The sequence below is a fragment of the Palleronia salina genome, assembly GCF_900141995.1.
Taxonomy (GTDB): Bacteria; Pseudomonadota; Alphaproteobacteria; order Rhodobacterales; family Rhodobacteraceae; genus Palleronia; species Palleronia salina.
The window spans coordinates 53,645-73,550 of the sequence record NZ_FQZA01000001.1 but is presented as its reverse complement, the minus strand read 5'-3'; the positions used below and the strand labels follow the sequence as shown (position 1 = coordinate 73,550).

At 68.8% G+C, this 19,906-nt stretch carries 21 protein-coding genes; 8 read left to right on the top strand and 13 right to left on the bottom strand.

Annotated elements, in window-relative coordinates; all coding sequences use genetic code 11:
• The first annotated feature begins 3 nt into the window (after nt 1–3).
• From trpC to lexA, 4 genes are all read left to right on the top strand, one after another.
• The gene (gene trpC / locus BUB76_RS00355) at nt 4–813 is read left to right on the top strand and encodes an indole-3-glycerol phosphate synthase TrpC (protein WP_073125381.1); all 810 of its coding nucleotides are present in this window, start codon (nt 4–6) and stop codon (nt 811–813) included.
• Complete coding sequence (gene moaC / locus BUB76_RS00350; protein ID WP_139250739.1) at nt 810–1,289, top strand: cyclic pyranopterin monophosphate synthase MoaC; 480 nt, start codon at nt 810–812, stop codon at nt 1,287–1,289. Before trpC ends, moaC begins: the two co-directional genes overlap by 4 nt.
• On the top strand, nt 1,286–2,458 hold the full coding sequence (locus BUB76_RS00345; protein ID WP_073125374.1) for a molybdopterin molybdotransferase MoeA: 1,173 nt from the start codon (nt 1,286–1,288) through the stop codon (nt 2,456–2,458). The genes moaC and BUB76_RS00345 overlap by 4 nt, the downstream gene beginning before the upstream one ends.
• An 85-nt stretch (nt 2,459–2,543) precedes the next feature.
• The gene (gene lexA / locus BUB76_RS00340) at nt 2,544–3,254 is read left to right on the top strand and encodes a transcriptional repressor LexA (protein ID WP_073126463.1); all 711 of its coding nucleotides are present in this window, start codon (nt 2,544–2,546) and stop codon (nt 3,252–3,254) included.
• A 63-nt stretch (nt 3,255–3,317) separates the two neighbouring features.
• On the opposite strand, the gene BUB76_RS00335 is transcribed toward lexA, so the two are convergent.
• Nucleotides 3,318–5,393 carry a ComEC/Rec2 family competence protein gene (locus BUB76_RS00335; RefSeq protein ID WP_308417652.1) on the bottom strand — a complete coding sequence of 692 codons (2,076 nt, stop codon included), beginning with the start codon at nt 5,391–5,393 and terminating at the stop codon, nt 3,318–3,320.
• A gap of 95 nt (nt 5,394–5,488) precedes the next feature.
• Here BUB76_RS00335 and gltX point away from each other — a divergent pair, with 95 nt between their 5' ends.
• The 3 genes from gltX (at nt 5,489) to BUB76_RS00320 (ending at nt 9,240) form a co-directional block, all read left to right on the top strand.
• On the top strand, nt 5,489–6,937 hold the full coding sequence (gene gltX / locus BUB76_RS00330) for a glutamate--tRNA ligase (protein WP_073125368.1): 1,449 nt from the start codon (nt 5,489–5,491) through the stop codon (nt 6,935–6,937).
• A 51-nt stretch (nt 6,938–6,988) separates the two neighbouring features.
• Nucleotides 6,989–8,284 carry a citrate synthase gene (gltA, locus tag BUB76_RS00325; RefSeq protein ID WP_073125365.1) on the top strand — a complete coding sequence of 432 codons (1,296 nt, stop codon included), beginning with the start codon at nt 6,989–6,991 and terminating at the stop codon, nt 8,282–8,284.
• 179 nt (nt 8,285–8,463) lie between these two features.
• Nucleotides 8,464–9,240, top strand: a complete 777-nt coding sequence (locus BUB76_RS00320) for a hypothetical protein (protein WP_073125362.1) — start codon at nt 8,464–8,466, stop codon at nt 9,238–9,240.
• Between the two features lie 71 nt (nt 9,241–9,311).
• Here BUB76_RS00320 and BUB76_RS00315 read toward each other — a convergent pair whose 3' ends face one another.
• The gene (locus BUB76_RS00315; RefSeq protein WP_073126461.1) at nt 9,312–10,433 is read right to left on the bottom strand and encodes an alkene reductase; all 1,122 of its coding nucleotides are present in this window, start codon (nt 10,431–10,433) and stop codon (nt 9,312–9,314) included.
• A gap of 137 nt (nt 10,434–10,570) precedes the next feature.
• Between BUB76_RS00315 and BUB76_RS00310 the strand changes: the two genes are divergently transcribed.
• Nucleotides 10,571–11,347 (top strand): transglutaminase-like domain-containing protein, encoded by a 777-nt coding sequence (locus tag BUB76_RS00310; RefSeq protein WP_073125358.1) that lies wholly within the window; start codon nt 10,571–10,573, stop codon nt 11,345–11,347.
• On the opposite strand, the gene BUB76_RS00305 is transcribed toward BUB76_RS00310, so the two are convergent.
• From BUB76_RS00305 to BUB76_RS00255, 11 genes are all read right to left on the bottom strand, one after another.
• Nucleotides 11,344–12,120, bottom strand: coding sequence for an enoyl-CoA hydratase-related protein (locus BUB76_RS00305; protein ID WP_073125355.1), 777 nt, complete (start codon nt 12,118–12,120; stop codon nt 11,344–11,346). The two genes, BUB76_RS00310 and BUB76_RS00305, sit on opposite strands and share 4 nt — an antisense overlap.
• A gap of 69 nt (nt 12,121–12,189) precedes the next feature.
• Nucleotides 12,190–12,663, bottom strand: a complete 474-nt coding sequence (locus BUB76_RS00300) for a cytochrome c-type biogenesis protein (protein ID WP_073125352.1) — start codon at nt 12,661–12,663, stop codon at nt 12,190–12,192.
• Nucleotides 12,660–14,636, bottom strand: coding sequence for a heme lyase CcmF/NrfE family subunit (locus tag BUB76_RS00295; RefSeq protein ID WP_073125347.1), 1,977 nt, complete (start codon nt 14,634–14,636; stop codon nt 12,660–12,662). The genes BUB76_RS00300 and BUB76_RS00295 overlap by 4 nt, the downstream gene beginning before the upstream one ends.
• A 57-nt stretch (nt 14,637–14,693) precedes the next feature.
• The gene (locus BUB76_RS00290) at nt 14,694–15,116 is read right to left on the bottom strand and encodes a hypothetical protein (RefSeq protein ID WP_073125344.1); all 423 of its coding nucleotides are present in this window, start codon (nt 15,114–15,116) and stop codon (nt 14,694–14,696) included.
• Between the two features lie 112 nt (nt 15,117–15,228).
• Nucleotides 15,229–15,405: a hypothetical protein gene (locus tag BUB76_RS00285; RefSeq protein ID WP_236737046.1), complete on the bottom strand. Its 177-nt coding sequence runs from the start codon at nt 15,403–15,405 to the stop codon at nt 15,229–15,231.
• 4 nt (nt 15,406–15,409) lie between these two features.
• The gene (locus BUB76_RS00280; RefSeq protein ID WP_073125337.1) at nt 15,410–15,892 is read right to left on the bottom strand and encodes a holin family protein; all 483 of its coding nucleotides are present in this window, start codon (nt 15,890–15,892) and stop codon (nt 15,410–15,412) included.
• The gene (locus tag BUB76_RS00275; protein ID WP_073125334.1) at nt 15,883–16,494 is read right to left on the bottom strand and encodes a holin-associated N-acetylmuramidase; all 612 of its coding nucleotides are present in this window, start codon (nt 16,492–16,494) and stop codon (nt 15,883–15,885) included. Before BUB76_RS00275 ends, BUB76_RS00280 begins: the two co-directional genes overlap by 10 nt.
• Nucleotides 16,495–16,539: 45 nt before the next feature.
• Nucleotides 16,540–17,004, bottom strand: coding sequence for a cytochrome c maturation protein CcmE (ccmE, locus tag BUB76_RS00270; RefSeq protein WP_073125330.1), 465 nt, complete (start codon nt 17,002–17,004; stop codon nt 16,540–16,542).
• 102 nt (nt 17,005–17,106) lie between these two features.
• Complete coding sequence (gene argC / locus BUB76_RS00265; protein ID WP_073125327.1) at nt 17,107–18,135, bottom strand: N-acetyl-gamma-glutamyl-phosphate reductase; 1,029 nt, start codon at nt 18,133–18,135, stop codon at nt 17,107–17,109.
• A gap of 63 nt (nt 18,136–18,198) precedes the next feature.
• Entirely contained in the window at nt 18,199–19,008 is an 810-nt protein-coding gene (locus tag BUB76_RS00260; protein WP_073125324.1) for a glutamate racemase, read from the bottom strand.
• The gene (locus BUB76_RS00255) at nt 18,986–19,906 is read right to left on the bottom strand and encodes a lysophospholipid acyltransferase family protein (protein WP_073126459.1); all 921 of its coding nucleotides are present in this window, start codon (nt 19,904–19,906) and stop codon (nt 18,986–18,988) included. Before BUB76_RS00255 ends, BUB76_RS00260 begins: the two co-directional genes overlap by 23 nt.

Sequence of the window (19,906 nt, the reverse complement as noted above, 5' to 3'; positions counted from 1 at the left end):
GAGATGCCCACCGTCCTCGACAAGATCAAAGCCTACAAGCTCGACGAGATCGCCGCCCGCAAGGCCGAGCGGGACCAGACCGCCATCGAGGACGAGGCCCGCTCCGCACCGCCCGTGCGCCCCTTCGCCCAGGCGCTCAGCGCGGCCACGCGCGAGGGCTACGGCCTCATCGCCGAGGTCAAGAAGGCCAGCCCCTCCAAGGGCCTGATCCGCCCCGATTTCGACCCGGCGGCCATCGCCGCCGCCTATGCCGAGGGCGGCGCCACCTGCCTGTCGGTCCTGACGGACGCCCCCAGCTTCCAGGGCCACGAGGACTTTCTGATCGAGGCGCGCAAGGCCTGCGAGCTGCCGGTGCTGCGCAAGGATTTTCTCTACGATCCGTGGCAGGTGGCCGAGGCCCGCGCCATGGGGGCCGACTGCATCCTGATCATCCTGGCCAGCGTCGATGACGGCCAGGCGGCCGAGCTCGAGGCGGCGGCGCAGGACTGGAACATGTCGGTCCTGATCGAGGTGCATGACCGCGCGGAGCTCGACCGCGCGCACAACTTGTCCTCGCCCCTCATCGGGATCAACAACCGCAACCTGCACACCTTCGAGACGACGCTCGACACCACCCGAGACCTGGCGCGGCGCGTGGACGCCGACCGGCTGATCGTGTCCGAATCCGGTCTCTTCACCCCGCAGGACCTGTCGGACATGGCCGAATACGGCGCCCGTGCCTTCCTGATCGGCGAAGCGCTCATGCGGCAGGACGACGTGGCGGCGGCGACCCGCGCGCTGCTCGCCGATCCGCTGACGGCGGGCACCCACTGATGGCGCTCACCCATTTCGACGGCGACGGCAACGCCCACATGGTCGACGTGTCCGACAAGCCGGCCACCGCGCGCGAGGCGCGCGCGACCGGGTGGGTCAGGATGACCCGCGAAACGCTGGACATGATCACCGACGGCCGCGCCAAGAAGGGCGATGTCCTGGGCGTCGCGCGGCTGGCCGGCATCATGGGCGCCAAGCGGACGTCCGACCTCATCCCGCTCTGCCATCCGCTGCCGGTGACCAAGGTCGCGCTCGACCTGGCACCCGATCCGGAACTGCCCGGCATCCGCGTCACCGCCACGGTCAAGACGGGCGGCCAGACCGGGGTCGAGATGGAGGCGCTGACGGCCGTGTCGACCGCCTGCCTCACCGTCTACGACATGGTGAAAGCGGTGCAGAAGGACATGGAGATCGGCGGCATCCACCTGACCTTCAAGGACGGCGGCAAGTCGGGGCGGTTCGAGGCCCAACCGTGATCAGCGTCGCCGAGGCGCTCGACCACGTCTTCTCGCTCGTCGCGCCGCTGCCGTCCGAGACCGTGGCCCTGCGTGACGCGCTCGGCCGCGTGCTGGCCGCGACGCTCAACGCTCGCCTGACCCAGCCGCCCTTTCCGTCCGCCGCCATGGACGGCTTCGCCATCGCGGGCGACACCGCCGCGCCCGGTGCCACCTATCGCGTGGTGGGCGAATCCGCCGCCGGACACGGCTTCGGGGGGACTGTCGGCGCGGGGGACTGCGTGCGCATCTTCACCGGCGCGCCGCTGCCCGACGGAACCGACCGCGTCATCATCCAGGAAGACGTCGCCCGCGACGGCGATCGCATCACGCTGGGCGACCGGCTGGACACGGGCCACCACGTCCGCGCCGCCGGCCAGGACTTCCGCCAGGGCGACGCGTTCCAGCCGCGCGGGGCCCTTCGCCCCGTCGACCTGGCCCTGATCGCCGCCATGGGCCACGGGCAGGTCACCGTGACCCGCCGCCCCGAGGTCGCGATCATCGCCACCGGGGACGAGCTCGTCGCTCCCGGGGAAACGCCGGGTCCCGACCAGATCGTGGCGTCGAACAACCTTGGCCTCGCCGCCATGATCGACCGCGCCGGCGGCCGGGCGCGGCTCCTGCCCATCGCGCGCGACACCACAGCCTCACTCGACACCGCGTTCGAACTGGCGCGCGGCGCCGACATGGTGGTGACCATCGGCGGCGCCTCGGTGGGCGACCATGACCTCGTGGCGCAGGTGGCCGAGGGTCGAGGATTGGAGCGGTCGTTCTACAAGGTCGCCATGCGGCCCGGCAAGCCGCTCATGGCCGGCCGGCTCGACGGCGCGCCGATGCTGGGACTGCCGGGAAACCCGGTGTCGGCGCTGGTCTGCGGCCAGGTCTTCGTCCTGCCGGCGTTGCGGGTGCTCATGGGCCTGCCCGCCGCGCCCGCGCCCCGGCAAACGGTCCCGCTGGGCACCGACCTGCCGGCTAACGGCCCGCGCGAGCACTACATGCGCGCCTCCTTGCAGGACGGACGCGCCCACGTGGCGGACCGGCAGGACAGCGCCCTTCTTTCGGTGCTGGCCGGGGCCGACGCGCTGGTGATCCGTCCGCCGGACGATCCGCCCCGCGGCGCGGGCGACACGGTCGAGATCATCGCGCTCTGACCGCGCGGCGAAACGTTGACACAAAGCGGGAACAGTATTAGAACTTTGGGGGAACAGGAAATTCACCCCAAGGATGCGCCCCGCCATGCTGACCCGCAAGCAACTGGAATTGCTCGATTTCATCAACAAGCGGGTGCAGCGCGACGGGGTGCCGCCATCCTTCGATGAAATGAAGGACGCGCTGGACCTGCGGTCGAAATCCGGCATCCATCGCCTGATCACCGCGCTGGAAGAACGCGGCTTCATCCGCCGCCTCGCCCACCGCGCCCGCGCGATCGAGATCGTCAAGCTGCCCGAGGCCTTGGAACAGGCTGGCGCGAAGGCGGACGACCCCGGTTTCCAGCCCCGCGTCATCGACGGCGACCGCCCCGACATCCCGCCGCCCGCCCGCGCCCAATCGGTCAGCGCCGCGGCGACCGAGCTGCCCGTCATGGGCCAGATCGCCGCCGGTGTCCCGATCGAGGCGATTTCCCACGCGTCCCACAACGTCGCCGTGCCCGGCCACATGCTGTCGGGCCGCGGCCAGCACTACGCGCTCGAAGTGCGCGGCGACTCGATGATCGAAGCCGGGATCAACGACGGCGACGTGGTGGTGATCCGCGAAACCGCGACGGCCGACAACGGCGACATCGTGGTCGCGCTGATCGAGGATGAAGAGGCGACGCTCAAGCGCTTCCGCCGCAGCTCGGGCCGCGTCGCGCTCGAGGCCGCGAACCCGGCCTACGAGACGCGGTTTTTCACCGAGGACCGCGTGCGCGTGCAAGGCAAGCTGGTGGGCCTGATCCGCACTTATTGAGCCGTTTTCGCCTCGATCCAAGCGATTTGCCCATCACGCGCGACGACAAGCTGACCGGCGGCCTCATGGCGTGATCTGCGCCTGGAGAGAACCTTCGTGTGCCGGACGCCCCAGTTCAGGAAGATCCTCCAACCACGCGCCACCACGGTTCCAGGGCCGCCGTCCGGTCACGTGGCGGGCCGCGACCAGTTGCGCGCCGCCCGCGTCCAGCCAGATCGCCAGCGCGCCGGTGCGGCGCAACAGGTCCTCGTCGATCACGCGGCATCGCCCGGGCAACCCTGGAATGGCGCGGCGCAGGACAACCACGTCGTCTCGCGCGCAAGCGGCGCGGGCCCGCGGGGGCGCATCGCGCCCCATGATCTGGGTGACCGCGAAGTCCGCGCGCCGGAACGTCACCGTGTCCGACGCGTCCCACAGGGCCGCGGCCTCCTGATCGGGAACCATGCCGTCATTCTCCAGCCAGGTCCGCGCGGCGAAGCCGTCGCCGCGCGGCTTGGACAGGATCCGCCCGTCCTCCTGCCAGGCCCCGATCAGCCCGCCCGTTGGCGCGATCAGGAAATCCGGACGCTCGGCCCCCGTCCACAGGATCATGGCCGCGACCGCTGGGACAAGGCCCGCGAAGCGCGCGCGGCCCTGCCACAGCACCAAGAACAGCATCCCGAGGCTCAGCAAGGGCAGCACTGCGCCCGGCGGCGCGATCACCCGCGACACGGCATGCGGCCAGTCCGAGACCGTCTGCGCGACCCACAGGATCCAGCCGATCGCCGGCGCCATGACCTCCAGCCCGACCCACGACAGCCCGAACGGCGCCAAAACCCCTGCCAGCAGGGCCGCAGGCATCACCACCGCCCCCATGAGCGGCACGGTAAGCACGTTCGCGACCAGCCCGTAATGGGGCACCATGTTGAAATGGCTCGCGGCATAGGGCGCGGTGGCCAGCCCCGCCACGCCCGAGGACAGCACCACGGCAACGGCGGCCTTGACCCACCGTCCCCCGCCGGACGGACCGTGGTCCCGCCACGCGCGGAAAGCCGCGACTAGCGCCGTTGTGGCGGCGAAGGACATCTGGAAGCCGGGCCGCGTCAGCGCCTCGGGCCGGAGGACGAGGATGATGGTCGCCGCGACGGCCACCGCGCCCAAAGTGATCGCGCGCCGGTCGAGGCACACGGCCAGCAGCATCACCGCCGCCAAGACGAAGGCGCGTTGCGTGGCGACGTTTCCGCCCGACAGCGCCAGGTAGAAGGCGCCGACGGCCAGCGCCCCGACGGCGGCGTATTTCTTGATCGGCCGGCGCAGCGCCAGGCCCGGCACGGCGGCAAGCAGCGCTCGGATCGCCGAGAAGGCGACGCCGGTCATCAGTCCCATGTGCAGCCCCGAGATCGCCAGCAGATGCGCCAGGTTGGCCTTGCGCAGGGCCTCGAGCGTCTCGGGCGGGATCGCGGCGCGGTCGCCGGTGGTGATGGTCGCGGCGAAGGCCCCCCGCGCGCCCGACAGGACCGCGCGGACATGTTCGGCGATGGCGTGACGCAGGCGCCCGACGGGCCGGTCACGCGCCGTGTCGTCCCACAGCAAGGCGGGCGTGCGCGCGTAGCCCACGGCGCCAAGCCCCTCGAACCAGGCCATGCGCTGGAAATCGAAGCCCCCGGGTTCGACCGGGCCCTGCGGCGGACCCAGGTGGGCGGTGACGAGCAGGACCTGCCCCGGCCGCGGATCGATCCAGCCCTGCTGCCCGTGGAGCGAGACGCGCACCCGGCGCGGCGTGTCCGCGGGCGCCACGCGCTCCAGCACGATCCGGTCCAGCGTCAGGCGCGGCTTGTCCGAGGCCGAGCGATCGATCTCGACGATCCGCCCTTGCACCGGCCCGTAATAGCGCCAGTCGAGCACCGGCGCGGCGACCGTGGCGCTGCGCAGGCCCGCAAGACAAAGGCCAGCCAGGACCAGCGCGACAGCGGCCAACCATGGAAATCGCCAGCCGCCGCGCCAGATGATCCACAGACATAACGCCAGCGCGCCCGCAAGACCGGCCCATCCTGTCACGCTTGGCTCGACCGGGAGGACGAAGTAGATCCCGACACCGACCCCCAGGAAAACGGGCACCCAGGGCATGAGAGCGCCGCGCTGGCCGTCCAGCCGTAGCACCGCCCACAGCCGATCTGTCGGGCCCGGCGCCACACTTGCCTCCAAATCTGCGATTGACTACACCGCCGCCAATGTCCCCCTAAAATGGTTTACCAATGGTTAACGCGTCACCGTCGACTGGTCCCGTGGTCACCCGCTTCGCACCCTCGCCCACCGGCTTCCTACATATCGGCGGCGGACGGACGGCGCTGTTCAACTGGCTTTTCGCCCGGGGCCGCGGGGGCAAGTTCCTGCTGCGCATCGAGGATACCGACCGCGCAAGATCGTCGGCCGAGGCGACCGAGGCGATCTATGCCGGGCTCCGCTGGCTGGGGCTCGACTGGGATGGCGAGCCGGTCAGCCAGGCGTCGCGCGCCGACCGCCACGCCGCAGTGGCGCAGGCGATGCTGGACAAGGGCAGCGCCTACAAGTGCTTCTCGACGCAGGAAGAAATCGAGGCGTTCCGCGAGCAGGCTCGTGCCGAGGGTCGCAGCACCCTGTTCCGGTCGCCCTGGCGCGACGCCGATCCCGCGACCCATCCCGACCAACCCTATGCCGTGCGCGTGAAGGCCCCGCTCGAGGGCGAAACGTTGATCGCGGACCGGGTGCAGGGCGATGTGACGATCCGCAACGACCAGCTCGATGACATGATTTGTTTACGTTCCGATGGCACGCCGACCTACATGCTGGCCGTCGTGGTCGACGACCACGACATGGGCGTCAGCCATGTCATCCGTGGGGACGATCACCTGAACAATACCGCCAGGCAGATGCTGGTCTATCGCGCCATGGGGTGGGACCTGCCCACCTTCGCCCACATCCCGCTGATCCACGGCGAGGACGGCAAGAAGCTGTCGAAGCGCCACGGCGCCCTGGGGGTCGAGGAATACGCGGCCATGGGCTATCCGGTCGCGGCCATGCGCAATTACCTGGCGCGGCTGGGCTGGAGCCACGGCGACGACGAGGTGTTCACCACCGCGCAGGCGACCGAGTGGTTCGACCTTGGCGGCATCGGCAAGTCGCCCGCGCGGCTCGACTTCAAGAAGCTCGGCCACATCTCGGGGCAGCACATGGCGATGCTGGAGGACGACGAGATCCTGCAAGGCGTGCGGGATTACCGGGCGGCCGCCGGGGAGCCGCCGCTGGACGACGACGCCATGGCCGACCTGGCCCGCGCCCTGCCCCTGACCAAGGGCAGCGCCAAGACCTTCCCCGAACTGCTGGAAAAATCGGCGTTTTCCATGATCCACCGTCCCATCGTGCCCGAGCCGAAGGCCGCGAAGGCGCTGGACACGGTATCCCTTGGCATACTGGCTGAATTGACGCCGCACCTGCAAACTGCTAGCTGGGAACGCGACACGCTCGAGGCGGTCGCCACCCGGATCGCGGAAGCGCACGGCGTGGGTCTGGGCAAGGTGGCCGGGCCCCTGCGCGCCTCACTGGCCGGTCGGACGGCCACCCCCAGCGTCTTTGACATGATGGTCGTGCTGGGCCGCGACGAAACGCTGGCCCGCCTGGACGAGGCCATCCAAAACGGACCGCAAGGCCCGGAAAAGAACGGTTGAACGATCGGCCCCATGGCCGATCCGCTCAATATAACAAAGGGAGTTCTGGCATTGGCAGACGAACAGAAAACCGCGAAGCTGACCCTGGGCGACAAGACGCTGGACCTGCCGGTGCTCAGCCCCACGGCGGGACCGGACGTGATCGACATTCGCAAGCTCTATGCGCAGGCGGGCGTGTTCACCTACGACCCCGGCTTCACCTCGACCGCGTCGTGCAGCAGCACCATCACCTTCATCGACGGTGACAAGGGCGAATTGCTGCACCGCGGCTATCCCATCGACCAGCTGGCCGGAAAATCCCATTTCCTCGAGGTCTGCTATCTCCTGCTTTACGGCGAACTGCCCTCGGCCCCGCAGCTCGAGGATTTCGAGCATCGCGTGACGCAGCACACCATGCTGCACGAGCAGATGATGAACTTCTTCCGCGGCTTCCGCCGCGACGCGCACCCCATGGCGATCATGGTGGGCGTGGTCGGCGCCATGTCGGCCTTCTACCACGACAGCACCGATATCGGCGATCCGTGGCAGCGCGAGGTCGCGTCGATCCGGCTGATCGCCAAGATGCCGACGATCGCGGCCTGGGCCTACAAATACTCCATCGGCCAGCCCTTCGTGTACCCGCGCAACGACCTGGACTATGCGTCGAACTTCCTGCGCATGTGCTTCAGCGTGCCGGCCGAAGACTACGTGGTGAACCCGATCCTCAGCCGCGCGATGGACCGGATCTTCACGCTGCACGCCGACCACGAGCAGAATGCCTCGACCTCGACGGTCCGCCTGGCGTCGAGCTCGGGCGCGAACCCCTTCGCCTGCATCGCCGCCGGCATCGCCTGTCTCTGGGGTCCGGCCCATGGCGGCGCCAACCAGGCCTGCCTGGAAATGCTGCGCGAGATCGGCACCCCCGACCAGATCCCCGAATACATCGCGCGGGCCAAGGACAAGAACGACCCGTTCCGCCTGATGGGCTTCGGCCACCGCGTCTACAAGAACTTCGACCCGCGCGCGCGGGTGATGAAGGAATCCGCGGACGAGGTGCTGGACCTGCTGGGGATCGAAGACAACCCGACGCTCCAGGTCGCCAAGGAGCTGGAAAAGGTCGCGCTGGAAGACCCGTATTTCGCCGACAAGAAGCTCTATCCCAACGTGGACTTCTACTCGGGGATCATCCTCGACGCGATGGGCTTCCCCACCGCGATGTTCACCCCGATCTTCGCCCTGGCGCGGACCGTGGGCTGGATTTCCCAGTGGAAGGAACAGATCAGCGATCCGCAGCTCAAGATTGGCCGCCCGCGGCAGCTGTATCTGGGCGAAACGGCACGCGACTACACCAACGTCGAGAACCGCTGAGCCCGCGCCTATGGGCGCCTGGGCGCGAAATTGTCGCGAGAACGGCGGCCTTGCCGCGAAATCGTTGCTTATGATCCCATGGGCGCCTTCGTGGCGCCCATTTCGTGACCGGTTTGGGCACCAGCCTGCGCGCAGTTCAACAAACTGCGGAGCACGCGATGTCAGACACTTCCCGAAGCATGACCTTCACCATCGAGGGTGATGTGAGCGTCCGGATCACCGTGACCGAAGATGGCGCCGGCGGCCTCGTCTTCGATCTTGCCGTGATCGACGACACCGGCCTGACCGCCGACCTGAACGGCCTGTTCTTCGATTTCGGCGACGCGGCCCTGGTCGACGGGCTGCTGGCCGACGGTGCCGAGATCACGAAAACCGCGTTCGAGTACGACGGCGTCGACAACCTGGGCGGCGGGGTGTGCATCAAGGGCGACCTGGTCAACGACACGGACCTCTACGATGCGGGCGTCCGGCTGGGCACTTCGGGCATGGCCAAGGACGACATCCAGACCACCAGCTTCACCCTGACCCACGAGACCGACGCGCTGACCCTGGAGGACGTGGCGAACATGGACTTCGCTGTCCGCCTGACCTCGGTGGGCGAAATCGATGGTGACCGCGACGGGTCGCTCAAGCTGGGCGGCACCTCGCCCGATGCGCCGGCGGATGACAGCGGTGTCGGTGACGGCGGTGGCGATTACTCCGGAGACGATACGCTGCCCGACGATCCCGACACGTTTCCCGACTTCCCCGATGACGGCGGTGAGCTCGGCGCGGATGACGAGTTTCTCTTCGATGATGGCGGTGAACTCGACGGTGGCGATCCGTTGCTCGACGGGCCGGGTGACGATGGGCCGCTTCAACCGCCGGCCGACGACCCGCTTCTGTCCGACCCCGCGCTGACGGACCCGGCGCTCGAGGATGGCGGGATGTATTACGAGGACATCTCGATCCTCTGAAACGCGGAAACCGGCCCCAACTGGGCCGGTTTCCTTTTGCCGGGGCACCTGCCCCAGGGGATCAGGGCCGCTCAGGCGGCCTTGTCCTGCGCGTCGATATCGGTGCCGTCGGGCAGGAACGGGTAGTCGATATAGCCCCGCTCGTCCCCGCCGTAGAAGGTATCGGGATCCTGCGCGTTCAGCTCGGCGCCCACGCGGAACCGCTCGGGCAGGTCGGGATTGGCGATGAAGTCGCGCCCGAAGGTCACGGCGTCGCAATGGCCCGACGCGATTTGCGCGATGGCGTTGTCCTTATCGTAGCCGCCATTCCCGATGTAGAATCCGTCCCACAACTTCCGCAGGCGCTTCAGCGCCTCGAACGTCTCGTCGGCGACATCGGCCCCCGGGAACTGCTCGACCACGTGGATATAGGCCAGGCGCTTGTCGTTCACCATCTTGTAGACGGGGGTGAAATGCGCCTCGGGGTCGCTGTCGGACAGGTCGTTGGTCTTGCCGAAGGGCGACAGGCGGATACCGATGCGGTCGCGCGGCCAGACGGTGGCCACCGCGTCGATGACTTCCGACACGAAGCGCATCCGCTTCTCGGGGCTGCCGCCGTAGTCGTCGTCGCGATCGTTGATCCCGTCTTTCAGGAACTGGTCCAGCAGGTACCCGTTCGCGGCGTGGATCTCGACGCCGTCGAATCCGGCCTCTTTCGCCCGCTCGGCCCCGTCGCGGAACTGCTCGACCGTCTCGCGGATCTGCTCGATGGTCATGGCCTGCGGCTCGGAGCAATCCTCGAACCCATTCTCGGTGAAGGTCTGCTGCTGGGCGCGGACAGCCGACGGGGCCAGTGGCTTGGCGTTGTCCGGCAGAAGCGAGCTGTGGCTGATCCGGCCCACGTGCCAGAGCTGCAGGAAGATGCGGCCGCCCTGGGCATGGACGGCGTCCGTGATCTTGCGCCACTCGCGCACGTGGGCGTCGGTGTGGATACCGGGCGTGTCCTTGTACCCCTTGCCCATGACCGAGACCTGCGTCGCCTCGGCCAGGATCAACCCGGCGCTGGCACGCTGCTTGTAATAGGTCTGGGCCCAGGCATTCGGGGTGCCGTCGGCCTGGCTACGGTTGCGGGTCAGCGGCGCCATCAGCACCCGGTTGGGCAGCTCGATCGCACCCATGGTGGCGGGATCGAACAAGGTTCGTGATTCGGCCATGGTCATCGGTCCTTTCGATGATTAGAAAAGCTTCACGCAAGGAACGTTGGCCACCGCGTGCCGTTCCCAACAGACCACTGCACTGACCGCGCAAGCGATCTGCGAAAATCCACATATATCTTCGTGAAAGGGCCACGATGCGCCTGAACGTCAACGCCCATCTGGATTATGGCATAGACACGCCCGCCGACCTGCTGGTCCAGATCGAGGCGGCCAACCTGCCCGGCCAGTCGGTCATCGATCCGGTCTTCGATCCGGGCGAGACGGGCCACCTCCACCGCATCGCCGCCGAGGACGATATCGGCACCCGTGTCTGGCTGCATTGCCGCCAGAGGCTGCGCTGCCAATACACCGCCACGGTCGAGATCGACCGCGCCATTCCCGACCTGCCGTCGCTGCAACAGGACCCCGTCCACACCCTCCCGCACGAGGCCGTGCGCTATCTCATGTCGTCGCGGTTCTGCCCTTCGGACGAGTTCCAGAGCTACGCCGCCGACACGTTCGGCCACCTGCAGGGCGGCGCGGCCATCGCGGCCATGTCGTCGTGGATCCAGGAAAAGTTCATCTACACGCCCGGAGCATCGTCGGCGTCGACCACCGCGGTGGACACGTTCGTGCAGCGCCGCGGCATCTGCCGCGACTACGCCCATGTGCTGGTCGCGCTGGCCCGTGCGGCGGCGATCCCCGCGCGCATGGTCAGCTGTTACGGGCTGAACGTGACGCCCCCCGATTTTCACGCCACGGTCGAGGTCTGGCTGGACGGCGGCTGGCACCTGGTGGACCCGACGGGCATGTGCCGCCCCGACGAGATCGCCATCATCGGCGTGGGCCGCGATGCCGCCGACATCGCGTTCCTCACCAGCTACGGCTGGGTCAACCTGATCTCGCAGGGCGTGTCGGTCACGACGGCCTAGCGACCCTCGTAATCCGGCGCGCGTTTTTCCAGGAAGGCCATCACGCCCTCCTGGAAATCGCGGGTCACGCCGCATTCACCCTGCAGCGATGCCTCGAGGTCCAGTTGCTCGGCCAGGCCGTTGTCGTATGTGGCGCGCAGGGCCTTCTTCACGTTGCGATAGGCCACGGTCGGCCCGCTGGCCAGGTGCGCCGCACGGCCCCACCAGTGGTCGCGGAACCCTTCATCCGGGACTGCTTCCCAGATCATGCCCCAGTCGGCCGCCTGCCGCGCGCCGATCGGCTCGGCGAACAGGGCCGCGCCCATGGCCTTGGCGAACCCCATCTGGCGCGGCAGCCAATAGGTGCCGCCCGCGTCCGGGATCAGCCCGATCCGGGTGAAGGCCTGCAGGAAGACAGCCGAGTCCGCGGCGATGACCACGTCCGCCGCCAGCGCGAGGTTCGCCCCCGCGCCCGCCGCCGGACCGTTCACCGCGCTGATCGTGGGCAGCGGGCAGTCGTAGATGGCCTTTAGCATCGGCTCGTACTCGTCGCGCAGCACGCGTTCGAGGTCGGCCTGGTTCAGGTTCACCCGGTCGCCCAGGTCCTGCCCCGAGCAGAAGGCACGCCCCTGCCCGGTCATGACGATCGCCCGCGCGTCTTCGCCCGGGTTGCGGAAGGCGTGCAGAAGCTCGGCCCGCATCTGAGAGTTCAGCGCGTTCATCTTGTCGGGACGGTTCAGCGTGATGACGGCGACGCCGTCGCGCAGGGACAGGCGGATGGTCTGGTAGTTCATGGCGGCTTCCTCGGGCGTGTCGCGTCCTTGATGGCACGGCGCGTCAAAGGGGGGAAGTGTGACGCCCGGTCAGAGCCTGCGGTTGTCCCCCATGAGCGCGTCCAGCCGCGCCTGTTCCTCGGGGCTCAGCGCCTCGGGGGGCGCGGCATCCTCGGGGCGGCGCCGGCGCAGGTAGCTCACGGCGATCAGTCCGCCGCCCAGCACCATCACCGGCCCTGCGAGCCACAGCACGAGGTTCGCGCCCCGGAAGGTCGGCTTCAGCAGCACGTACTCGCCGTAGCGGGTCACGAGGTAGTCGATGACCTCTTCGTCGCTGTCGCCCGCCACCAGCCGTTCGCGCACGGCGATGCGCAGGTCCCGGGCCAGATCGGCGTTGGATTCGTCGATATTCTCGTTGCGGCAGACGAGACAGCGCAGCCCCTTGGACAGCTCGCGCGCCCGCGCCTCGAGCGCGGGGTTCTCCAGAACCTCGTCGGGCTGCACGGCCAACGCGGGCAGCGGTGGCATCAATGCCAGCCAGACCAGGACGACAAGCCGCTTCATTCCGCGGGAACCCCGGCAGCGGGCGCCCGGGCGGCCCCCGCGGCGACACGGTGGCGCCGGTCCGACAGGCTCAGGCAGCCGCCCAGGGCCATGATGATGCATCCGGCCCAGATCCAGTTCGCGAAGGGCTTGATATAGGTGCGCACGGCCCAGCCACCGTCCTCCTGCGGATCGCCGATCACGACGTAGATGTCGCGAAGGATACCGTTGTCGATGGCGGCTTCGGTCGTCGGCATCTGCGCCACGGGATAGAACCGCTTCTCGGGTTGCAGCGTCGCGATGGTGCGATCCCCGCGCGAGACCTCGATGGACGCCATGGTGGTCTGGTAATTCGGGCCGCGCCCGCCCCGGACCTCGTCCAGCGCGATGGTGTAGCCGGCAACGTCGTAGGTGTCACCCACATCGGCCACGCGGATATCCTCGACCTGCCACGCGGTCAGCGCGCAGATCCCGAACAGCGTCACGCCAAAGCCCGCATGAGCCACCGACTTGCCCCAGTCGGCGCGCGGCAGTCCCTTCAGGCGGCGCAGCTTGGCCGAAAGGTCGCGGCCCTTGCCCGCGCGCTGCCACAGGTCCGCAACGACCCCGAGACCGACCCACGCGGCCAGCACCGCGCCGATCGGGGCCAGCATCGAGCCGCCGGTCTGCAACACCCACACCAAGGCCCCCAGCGCCACCGACAGGGCCAGAGCGCCCCAGAGCGGCGCCATCACCCGGTCCATCCGGGCGCGTTTCCATGGCATGAGCGAACCCAGCGGCAGCAACATGGCCAGCGCCACCATGAAGGGCGTGAAGGCCGCGTCGAAGAACGGCGCGCCGACGCTCAGCTTGCGGTCGAAGGCCATCTCGGCCACCAGCGGCCAGACCGTGCCCACGAAGACCACGAAGGCGGAGACCGCCAGCAGGACATTGTTGGCAACCAGCGCCGCCTCGCGGCTGGCCAGCGCGAAGACGCCCTTCGCCTCGAGCACCGCCGCCCGCGCGGCGTAAAGCGTCAGGGCGCCGCCCATGAACAGCCCGGTGATCATCAGCAGGTACACGCCCCGCTCGGGGTCGTTGGCGAAGGCATGCACGCTGGTCAGCACGCCCGAGCGCACGATGAACGCCCCGATCAGCGAGAAGCCGAAGGCGAGGATCGCCAGCAGGATGGTCCAGCTTTTCAGCGCCTCGCGCTTTTCGACCACGATGGCCGAGTGCAGCAGCGCCGCCGAGATGAGCCACGGCATGAAGCTGGCGTTCTCGACCGGGTCCCAGAACCAGAAGCCGCCCCAGCCCAGCTCGTAATAGGCCCACCACGAGCCCAGGGCGATGCCCACGGTCAGGAACAGCCACGCGGCCAGCGTCCAGGGCCGCACCCAGCGGCCCCACGCGGCATCGACGCGCCCCTCGATCAGGGCGGCCACGGCAAAGCTGAACGCCATGCTCAGCCCCACGTACCCGAGGTAAAGGAACGGCGGGTGGAACGCCAAGCCGGGATCCTGCAGAAGGGGGTTCAGGTCCTGCCCGTTCATGGGCGGCGTCGCCAGCCGCGAGAACGGGTTCGACGTGAACACCAGGAAGCTCAGGAACGCCACGCTGATCGCGCCCTGCACCCCGATGACGCGGGCCCGCAGGCTGGGCCGCAGGTTGCCGCCGAACACCGCCGCCATGGCCGCGTAAAGCGCGAGGATCACGCACCACAGCAGCATGGACCCCTCGTGGTTCCCCCAAACGCCGGTGATCTTGTAGATCAGCGGCTTGTCGGTATGGGAATTGGCCGTCACCAGCCGCAGCGAGAAGTCCGAGGTCACGAACCCGTAGGTCAGCGCCGCGAAGGCGAACGCGAGACACAGGAACTGTCCGTTGGCGGCGGGTCCCCCGGCGGCCATGGCACCGGGCCAGTTGCGCGAGGCGCCCACCAGCGGAACGACCGTCTGAACACAAGCCAGCACGAGGGCCAGAATCAGGGCGAAGTGACCGAGTTCGATAATCATGGCCGGACCATACAGATGGCCGGGGCCAAGGCCAATGCGGCACCCACGCCGCAGGGATCAGATCACCGTGTGGACCAGGCCCGCGAGCGCGACAGAGAGTAGCGGGATAGCGATGGCCAGCCCCTGCGGCAGCTTCAGCGACCGCCCGATGACCAGGAAATGAAGGACCGCGCCCGAAATGTGCAGCGCGACGCCAAAGGCGAGGCCGGGATGATCGGGGATCGGGCCCGCGGCCCCCCACTGCGCCGCGCTCCACCACCACAGCAGGGTGCCCGCGGTCCCGGACCAGCTCAGCACCATGCCCAAGGCCAGGGGCGTCGCGTTCGAGCGCCACAGCCACGCGAAGGTGACGGCGATCAGCGCGGCCATCAGCGCCATGGCGCCGCCGACCAGCAGGTAGGCGGCGCCATCACCAAGGGCCGCCCTGCCTACGGACAGCAAGACCAGCACGGTCAGGACGAGAAAAGCGGCGGATTTCATGGTCTCGTCACCTCGCGCAGCGCCCGGTCCAGCCGCTCGGCGGCGGCGCGGTTCCGCTCCAGATCGCGCGTCAGCCGCCAGCCCCGCAGAAGCGCGCGCAGCCACCGACGCATCACAGGCCACCCTTCGCGCCCAGGACCGTCCCCCGCACGAGGGCCGTCATCTCGACCAGCACCGCGGTGTTCTTGTTCAGCACCTGTCGCGTGGCGGCGTCCTTCTGCCCGTCGCGGTAGAGCAGGTAGAACACCAGCACGACCCACGGGCCGTCCTCGGCGATGAGCTTCATCATCAGCTCAACCGGCACGGGCGGCCCGCCAGTCGTCCAGCGCGGCGTTCCCCTCGGGCGCGGGCGTTCGAGCGGCCGCGGCACGCAGCAGGGACCGCCGGAATTGCTGCCCCTTCACCTGGTGGCGCGCGCCGAAATAGAACGACACGATCGCCCCCAGCAGCCACCATAGCGGTTCGGGCACGGAGGCAAGCCCCGCCATCCGGGCCGAGAACCAGACCGGGTCGATCATGGCGGCCACGAACAGCCCCAGCGTGCCCAGCGCCATGGCGGGGCGCGGCACGCGGTTCACGCCGTCCATGAACCGGTCGAAACCGCCAGACGCCTCGCGGTCGAACTCGGCCGAGAACTGCTCCAGTACGGCGCGGCGATGGTCGGCGTCGCGGGTGGCGCGGCCCTCGGCGTTTTCGCGAAAGACCTCGATCGTGTCGCGCAACGCGTCGTTGCCCGCACCGAACAGCAGGCTCATGGCGCGGTCGATCATGCCCATGACGCCACCCGTGCGCGGTGCTCCGCGTCGCTGAGGTGATAGCGGGGCGAGACGAAGTGCTCGGCCCGCGTGATCCAGCCGCCCTTGCCGCCGTCGCGCCGTCGCGCGAACTTGCGCAGCGACGGCCGCGCGTCCCCCAACCCGTAGTAGTAATTCCGCCGCGCGATCCCGTAGGCATCGCGCAGGTGGTGGGGCGCCTGCGCATGCGCCAGCGCGGCAGCGGCCGCCGTGCGCGGGCCGATGATGCCGTCCACCGCCACCGGGTGCCCCATGTCGCCGAGCAGCCGTTGCAGGATCTTCACCGCGTTGGCGCCCGCGTTGACCTGCATGTCGAACACGGTCGCCTGCAGGCTTTCGGGCAGCCGGTCGAGACCCGGTTTCGCGAAATAGTCCCGCAGGAAGATCTGGCGCGCCTGGTCCCGGCCCACGGCACGGACGTCAACGGCATCCACGTCGCCGTCGCCGTCCAGGTCAAGCCCCAGCCGACGGAGCGTGCCGATGGTCACGCCATGCTTGGTGGCGCCGCCGGGATCGTCCGGGTCGTTCACGAAGCCGCCTTCGCGGGCCACGATCTCGTCTGCGATGTCATGTATGCTGCGCATGGGCTGTCCTCGATCAGGTCGGGACAGACCATCGCGCGGCCCGGGTTAATTCGTGGCGACGCCTGCGTTCGGATCCTGGTAGACGCCCTGTTCCTTCAGCGCATCGACCACTTCCTTGGGCATGTAGGATTCGTCGTGCTTGGCCAGGATCTCGGTCGCCTGGAAGGTGCCGTCGACGAAGCGGCCCGTGCCGACCATACCCTCGCCCTCGCCGAACAGGTCGGGCAGCACGCCGGTATAGGCCACGGGGATCGTCGCGGCGCCGTCGGTCACTGCGAATGTGATGGTCTCGCCCTGCCCGCGCAGCAAGCTCCCGTCGGCCACGAGGCCGCCGATGCGGAACACCTCGTTCGGGGCCGGCGGCGCCTCAGCCACCTGGCTGGGCGAGCGGAAGAAATTGATCCCGTCGCGCATGGCATAGCCGATCAGCGCCGTGGACACCACGAGCGCCATCATCCCGATGGCGATCACCTGGATGCGGCGCTTCTTCTTCAGCGTGGTCAGGGCCATGTGCGTTCCTTCACCGGATTGATCTACGATATAACCCTCGAAGGGCGCCCGTGGAAGAGTCCGGCGCAGGGTCGCGACATCATGGACCGGGTGACGGGCCCGTCAGGGAAACACCGCGGGCGCGGTCAGGCCCTCGGTCTCTGGCAGACCCAGCATCAGGTTGGCGTTCTGGAGCGCCTGGCCAGAAGATCCCTTCGCCAGGTTGTCGAGCGCGCAGAACACGATGGCCCGGCCCGCGCGGCGGTCGGGGACCACCGAGATATGGGCGTAGTTCGACCCGCGGACGTGCCGTGTGGACGGCAGCTCGCCCATGGGCAGGACGACCAGGAACGGCTCGTCCGCATAGGCGTCGGTGAAGGCGGCGTGCAGCGCCGCGGCGTCGCCCTTCACGTAGACGGTGGCGAGGATACCGCGGTTCATGGGGATCAGGTGCGGCGTGAACTGCACCTGCACCGGGCGGCCGGCGATGGCGCTGAACTCCTGGTCGAATTCGCCCAGGTGGCGGTGCGTGCCGCCGGCGCCGTAGGCATGGGTGCCCTCGCTCAACTCGGCGTGCAGCAGGATCTCCTTGGGCGACCGCCCCGCCCCGCTGACACCGGCCTTCAGGTCGATCACGATGTCGTCGAGATCGATCAGCCCCCGTTCGATCAGGGGCCGAAGCGCGTATTGGCCCGTGGCGGCGTTGCAGCCCGTGCCCGCCACCAGCCGCGCGTCACGGATGGCGTCGCGGTAGAACTCGGTCAGGCCATAGACGGCGGTCTCCTGCAGGTCTGTCGCGTCGTGCGGCTTGCCGTACCATTTCTGGTACTCGGCCGGATCGCGCAGACGGAAATCGGCGCTGAGATCCACGACCTTCACCCCCGCCGGCAGGGTCCGGATCACGGCCTGCGACGTGGCGTGTGGCAGCGCGCAGAAGACCAGGTCGATGGTGTCGAAATCGATCTCGTCGATCGTGACCAGGTCGGGCAGGTCCAGGTGGCGCAGGTGCGGGAACACGGCGCCCATGGGCTGCCCCGCCTTGCGGTCGGCGCTGAGCGCGGCGATCTCCAGCCCCGGATGGGTGGCGATCAGCCTGACGAGTTCGGCGCCGGTATAGCCCGAGGCGCCCAGGATGGCGATCTTGTGGCTCATGTGGTGGTCTCCAGGTCTTCGGGACTGCGCTCGGCGGTCCCCGTCGGATCATCGCGGATGATCTCAGGCCGCTTCGAAGGTGATCTGTCGCTTCAGGAACTGGGTGGCGCGGCTCGACACCCGGCGCGGATCGCCGGTGGTCAGGAACCGGGCCGCCCCGGTGCCCGCCATGCCGGGATGACGCTCCAGGTAGTCGGCCAGACTTTCGGCCACCAGGCTGGCCTGGCTGAAGACCGACACGTCGGGGCCCAGCGCATCCTGGAAGGTCTCTTCCATCAGCGGGAAGTGGGTGCAGCCGAGGATCGCCGCCTGCGGGCGGGGCATCTTGCGTTTCAGCGCGTCCACGTGGCTGCGCACCAGCGCCTCGGCCAGGATCATGTCGCCGTCCTCGATGGCGTCCACGACGCCGCCGCAGGCCTGCGCCTCGACATCCACGCCGATGGCGCGGAAGGCCAGTTCGCGCTGGAAGGCACGGCTGCTGACGGTGGCGGGCGTGGCGAACAGGGCCACGTGCTGCACCGCCACCTCGCGCGGGGGCGAATTGTCGCCCCACTGCCGTTCGGTCAGCGCCTCGATCAGCGGGACGAAGACGCCCAGCACGCGCTTGTCCTTGGGCAGCCAGGTCTCCTGCATCCGGCGCAGCGCGGCCGCCGACGCGGTGTTGCACGCCAGGATGACCAGATCGCAGCCCTCGTCGAACAGCCTCTGGGTCGCCGCGGTGGTCAGCTCGAAGATGTCGTCCGAGTCGCGCACGCCGTAGGGCGCGTGGGCACTGTCGGCGAAGTAGACGAAGGGCACCTCGGGCAGGCGTTTCTGCACGACGTCCAGGACGGTCAGCCCGCCGATGCCGCTATCGAAGATCCCTACCGCCATGGGGCTTTGCCTTGTATCGTGTCTCGAACTCGTAGCCGTATCCGCGACTGCGCAGCGGCCGTGGCGACAGGGCATAGGTGCTGTCCCGGAGAAAGTCCATCATCGCCCGCGGGTCGCCCGCCCGCGCGTCCAGCTCGTGGCGCGGGATGGGCCGGCCGACGCTGATCCGGCACGGGGCATCCACCCGCGACCGGAACTCCTTGATCAGCAGCGCCAGCCGCAGCGTGGGATGAACGTGGCTTGCCAGCTGGAACAGCCGCGAGTTGGTCCCGTCGAAATAGATCGGCACCACGGTCGCCTGCGACTTGGCGATCATCCTGGCCGTGAAGCTGCGCCATTGGGGATCCATGGGCGCGCCCAGCGGCCGCGCCGAGGTGGCCACCGTGCCGCCCGGAAACACGCCGATGGCCCCACCCTCGGCCAGGTAGCGCAGCGCCTCTTTCCGCGTGGCGATGTTGACGGCCTGGGCATCCTTGGTCTCGTCGAAGGACACGGGCAGGATGACGCGATCCAGCGCCTCGGCGCGGCGGAACACGCGGTTGGCCAGGATGCGAAAGTCGCCGCGAATGCCTGCGAGGATGTGGCCCATCATCAACCCGTCGAGAATGCCGAAGGGATGGTTCGCCACGACGATCAGCGGCCCCACGCGGGGAATGTCCTCGAGCGCGCCCTGGACGACCTCCAACGACAGGCCGTAGCGGTCCACCATGACCTGCCAGAAGTCCCGGCCCGCGGCGACGTCGTCACCGTATCCCTTGGCCCGGCGAATCAGCGACAGCCGCCCGGTCGCGTTCTCGATCGTTCGCACCAGCGCCCGCGCGCCGCGCGACCGGACGGAACTGGCATAGGAAATGTCGCGCGTCACCTCGCGCCGGTCGGTCCTGCTGTGCTGCGACAC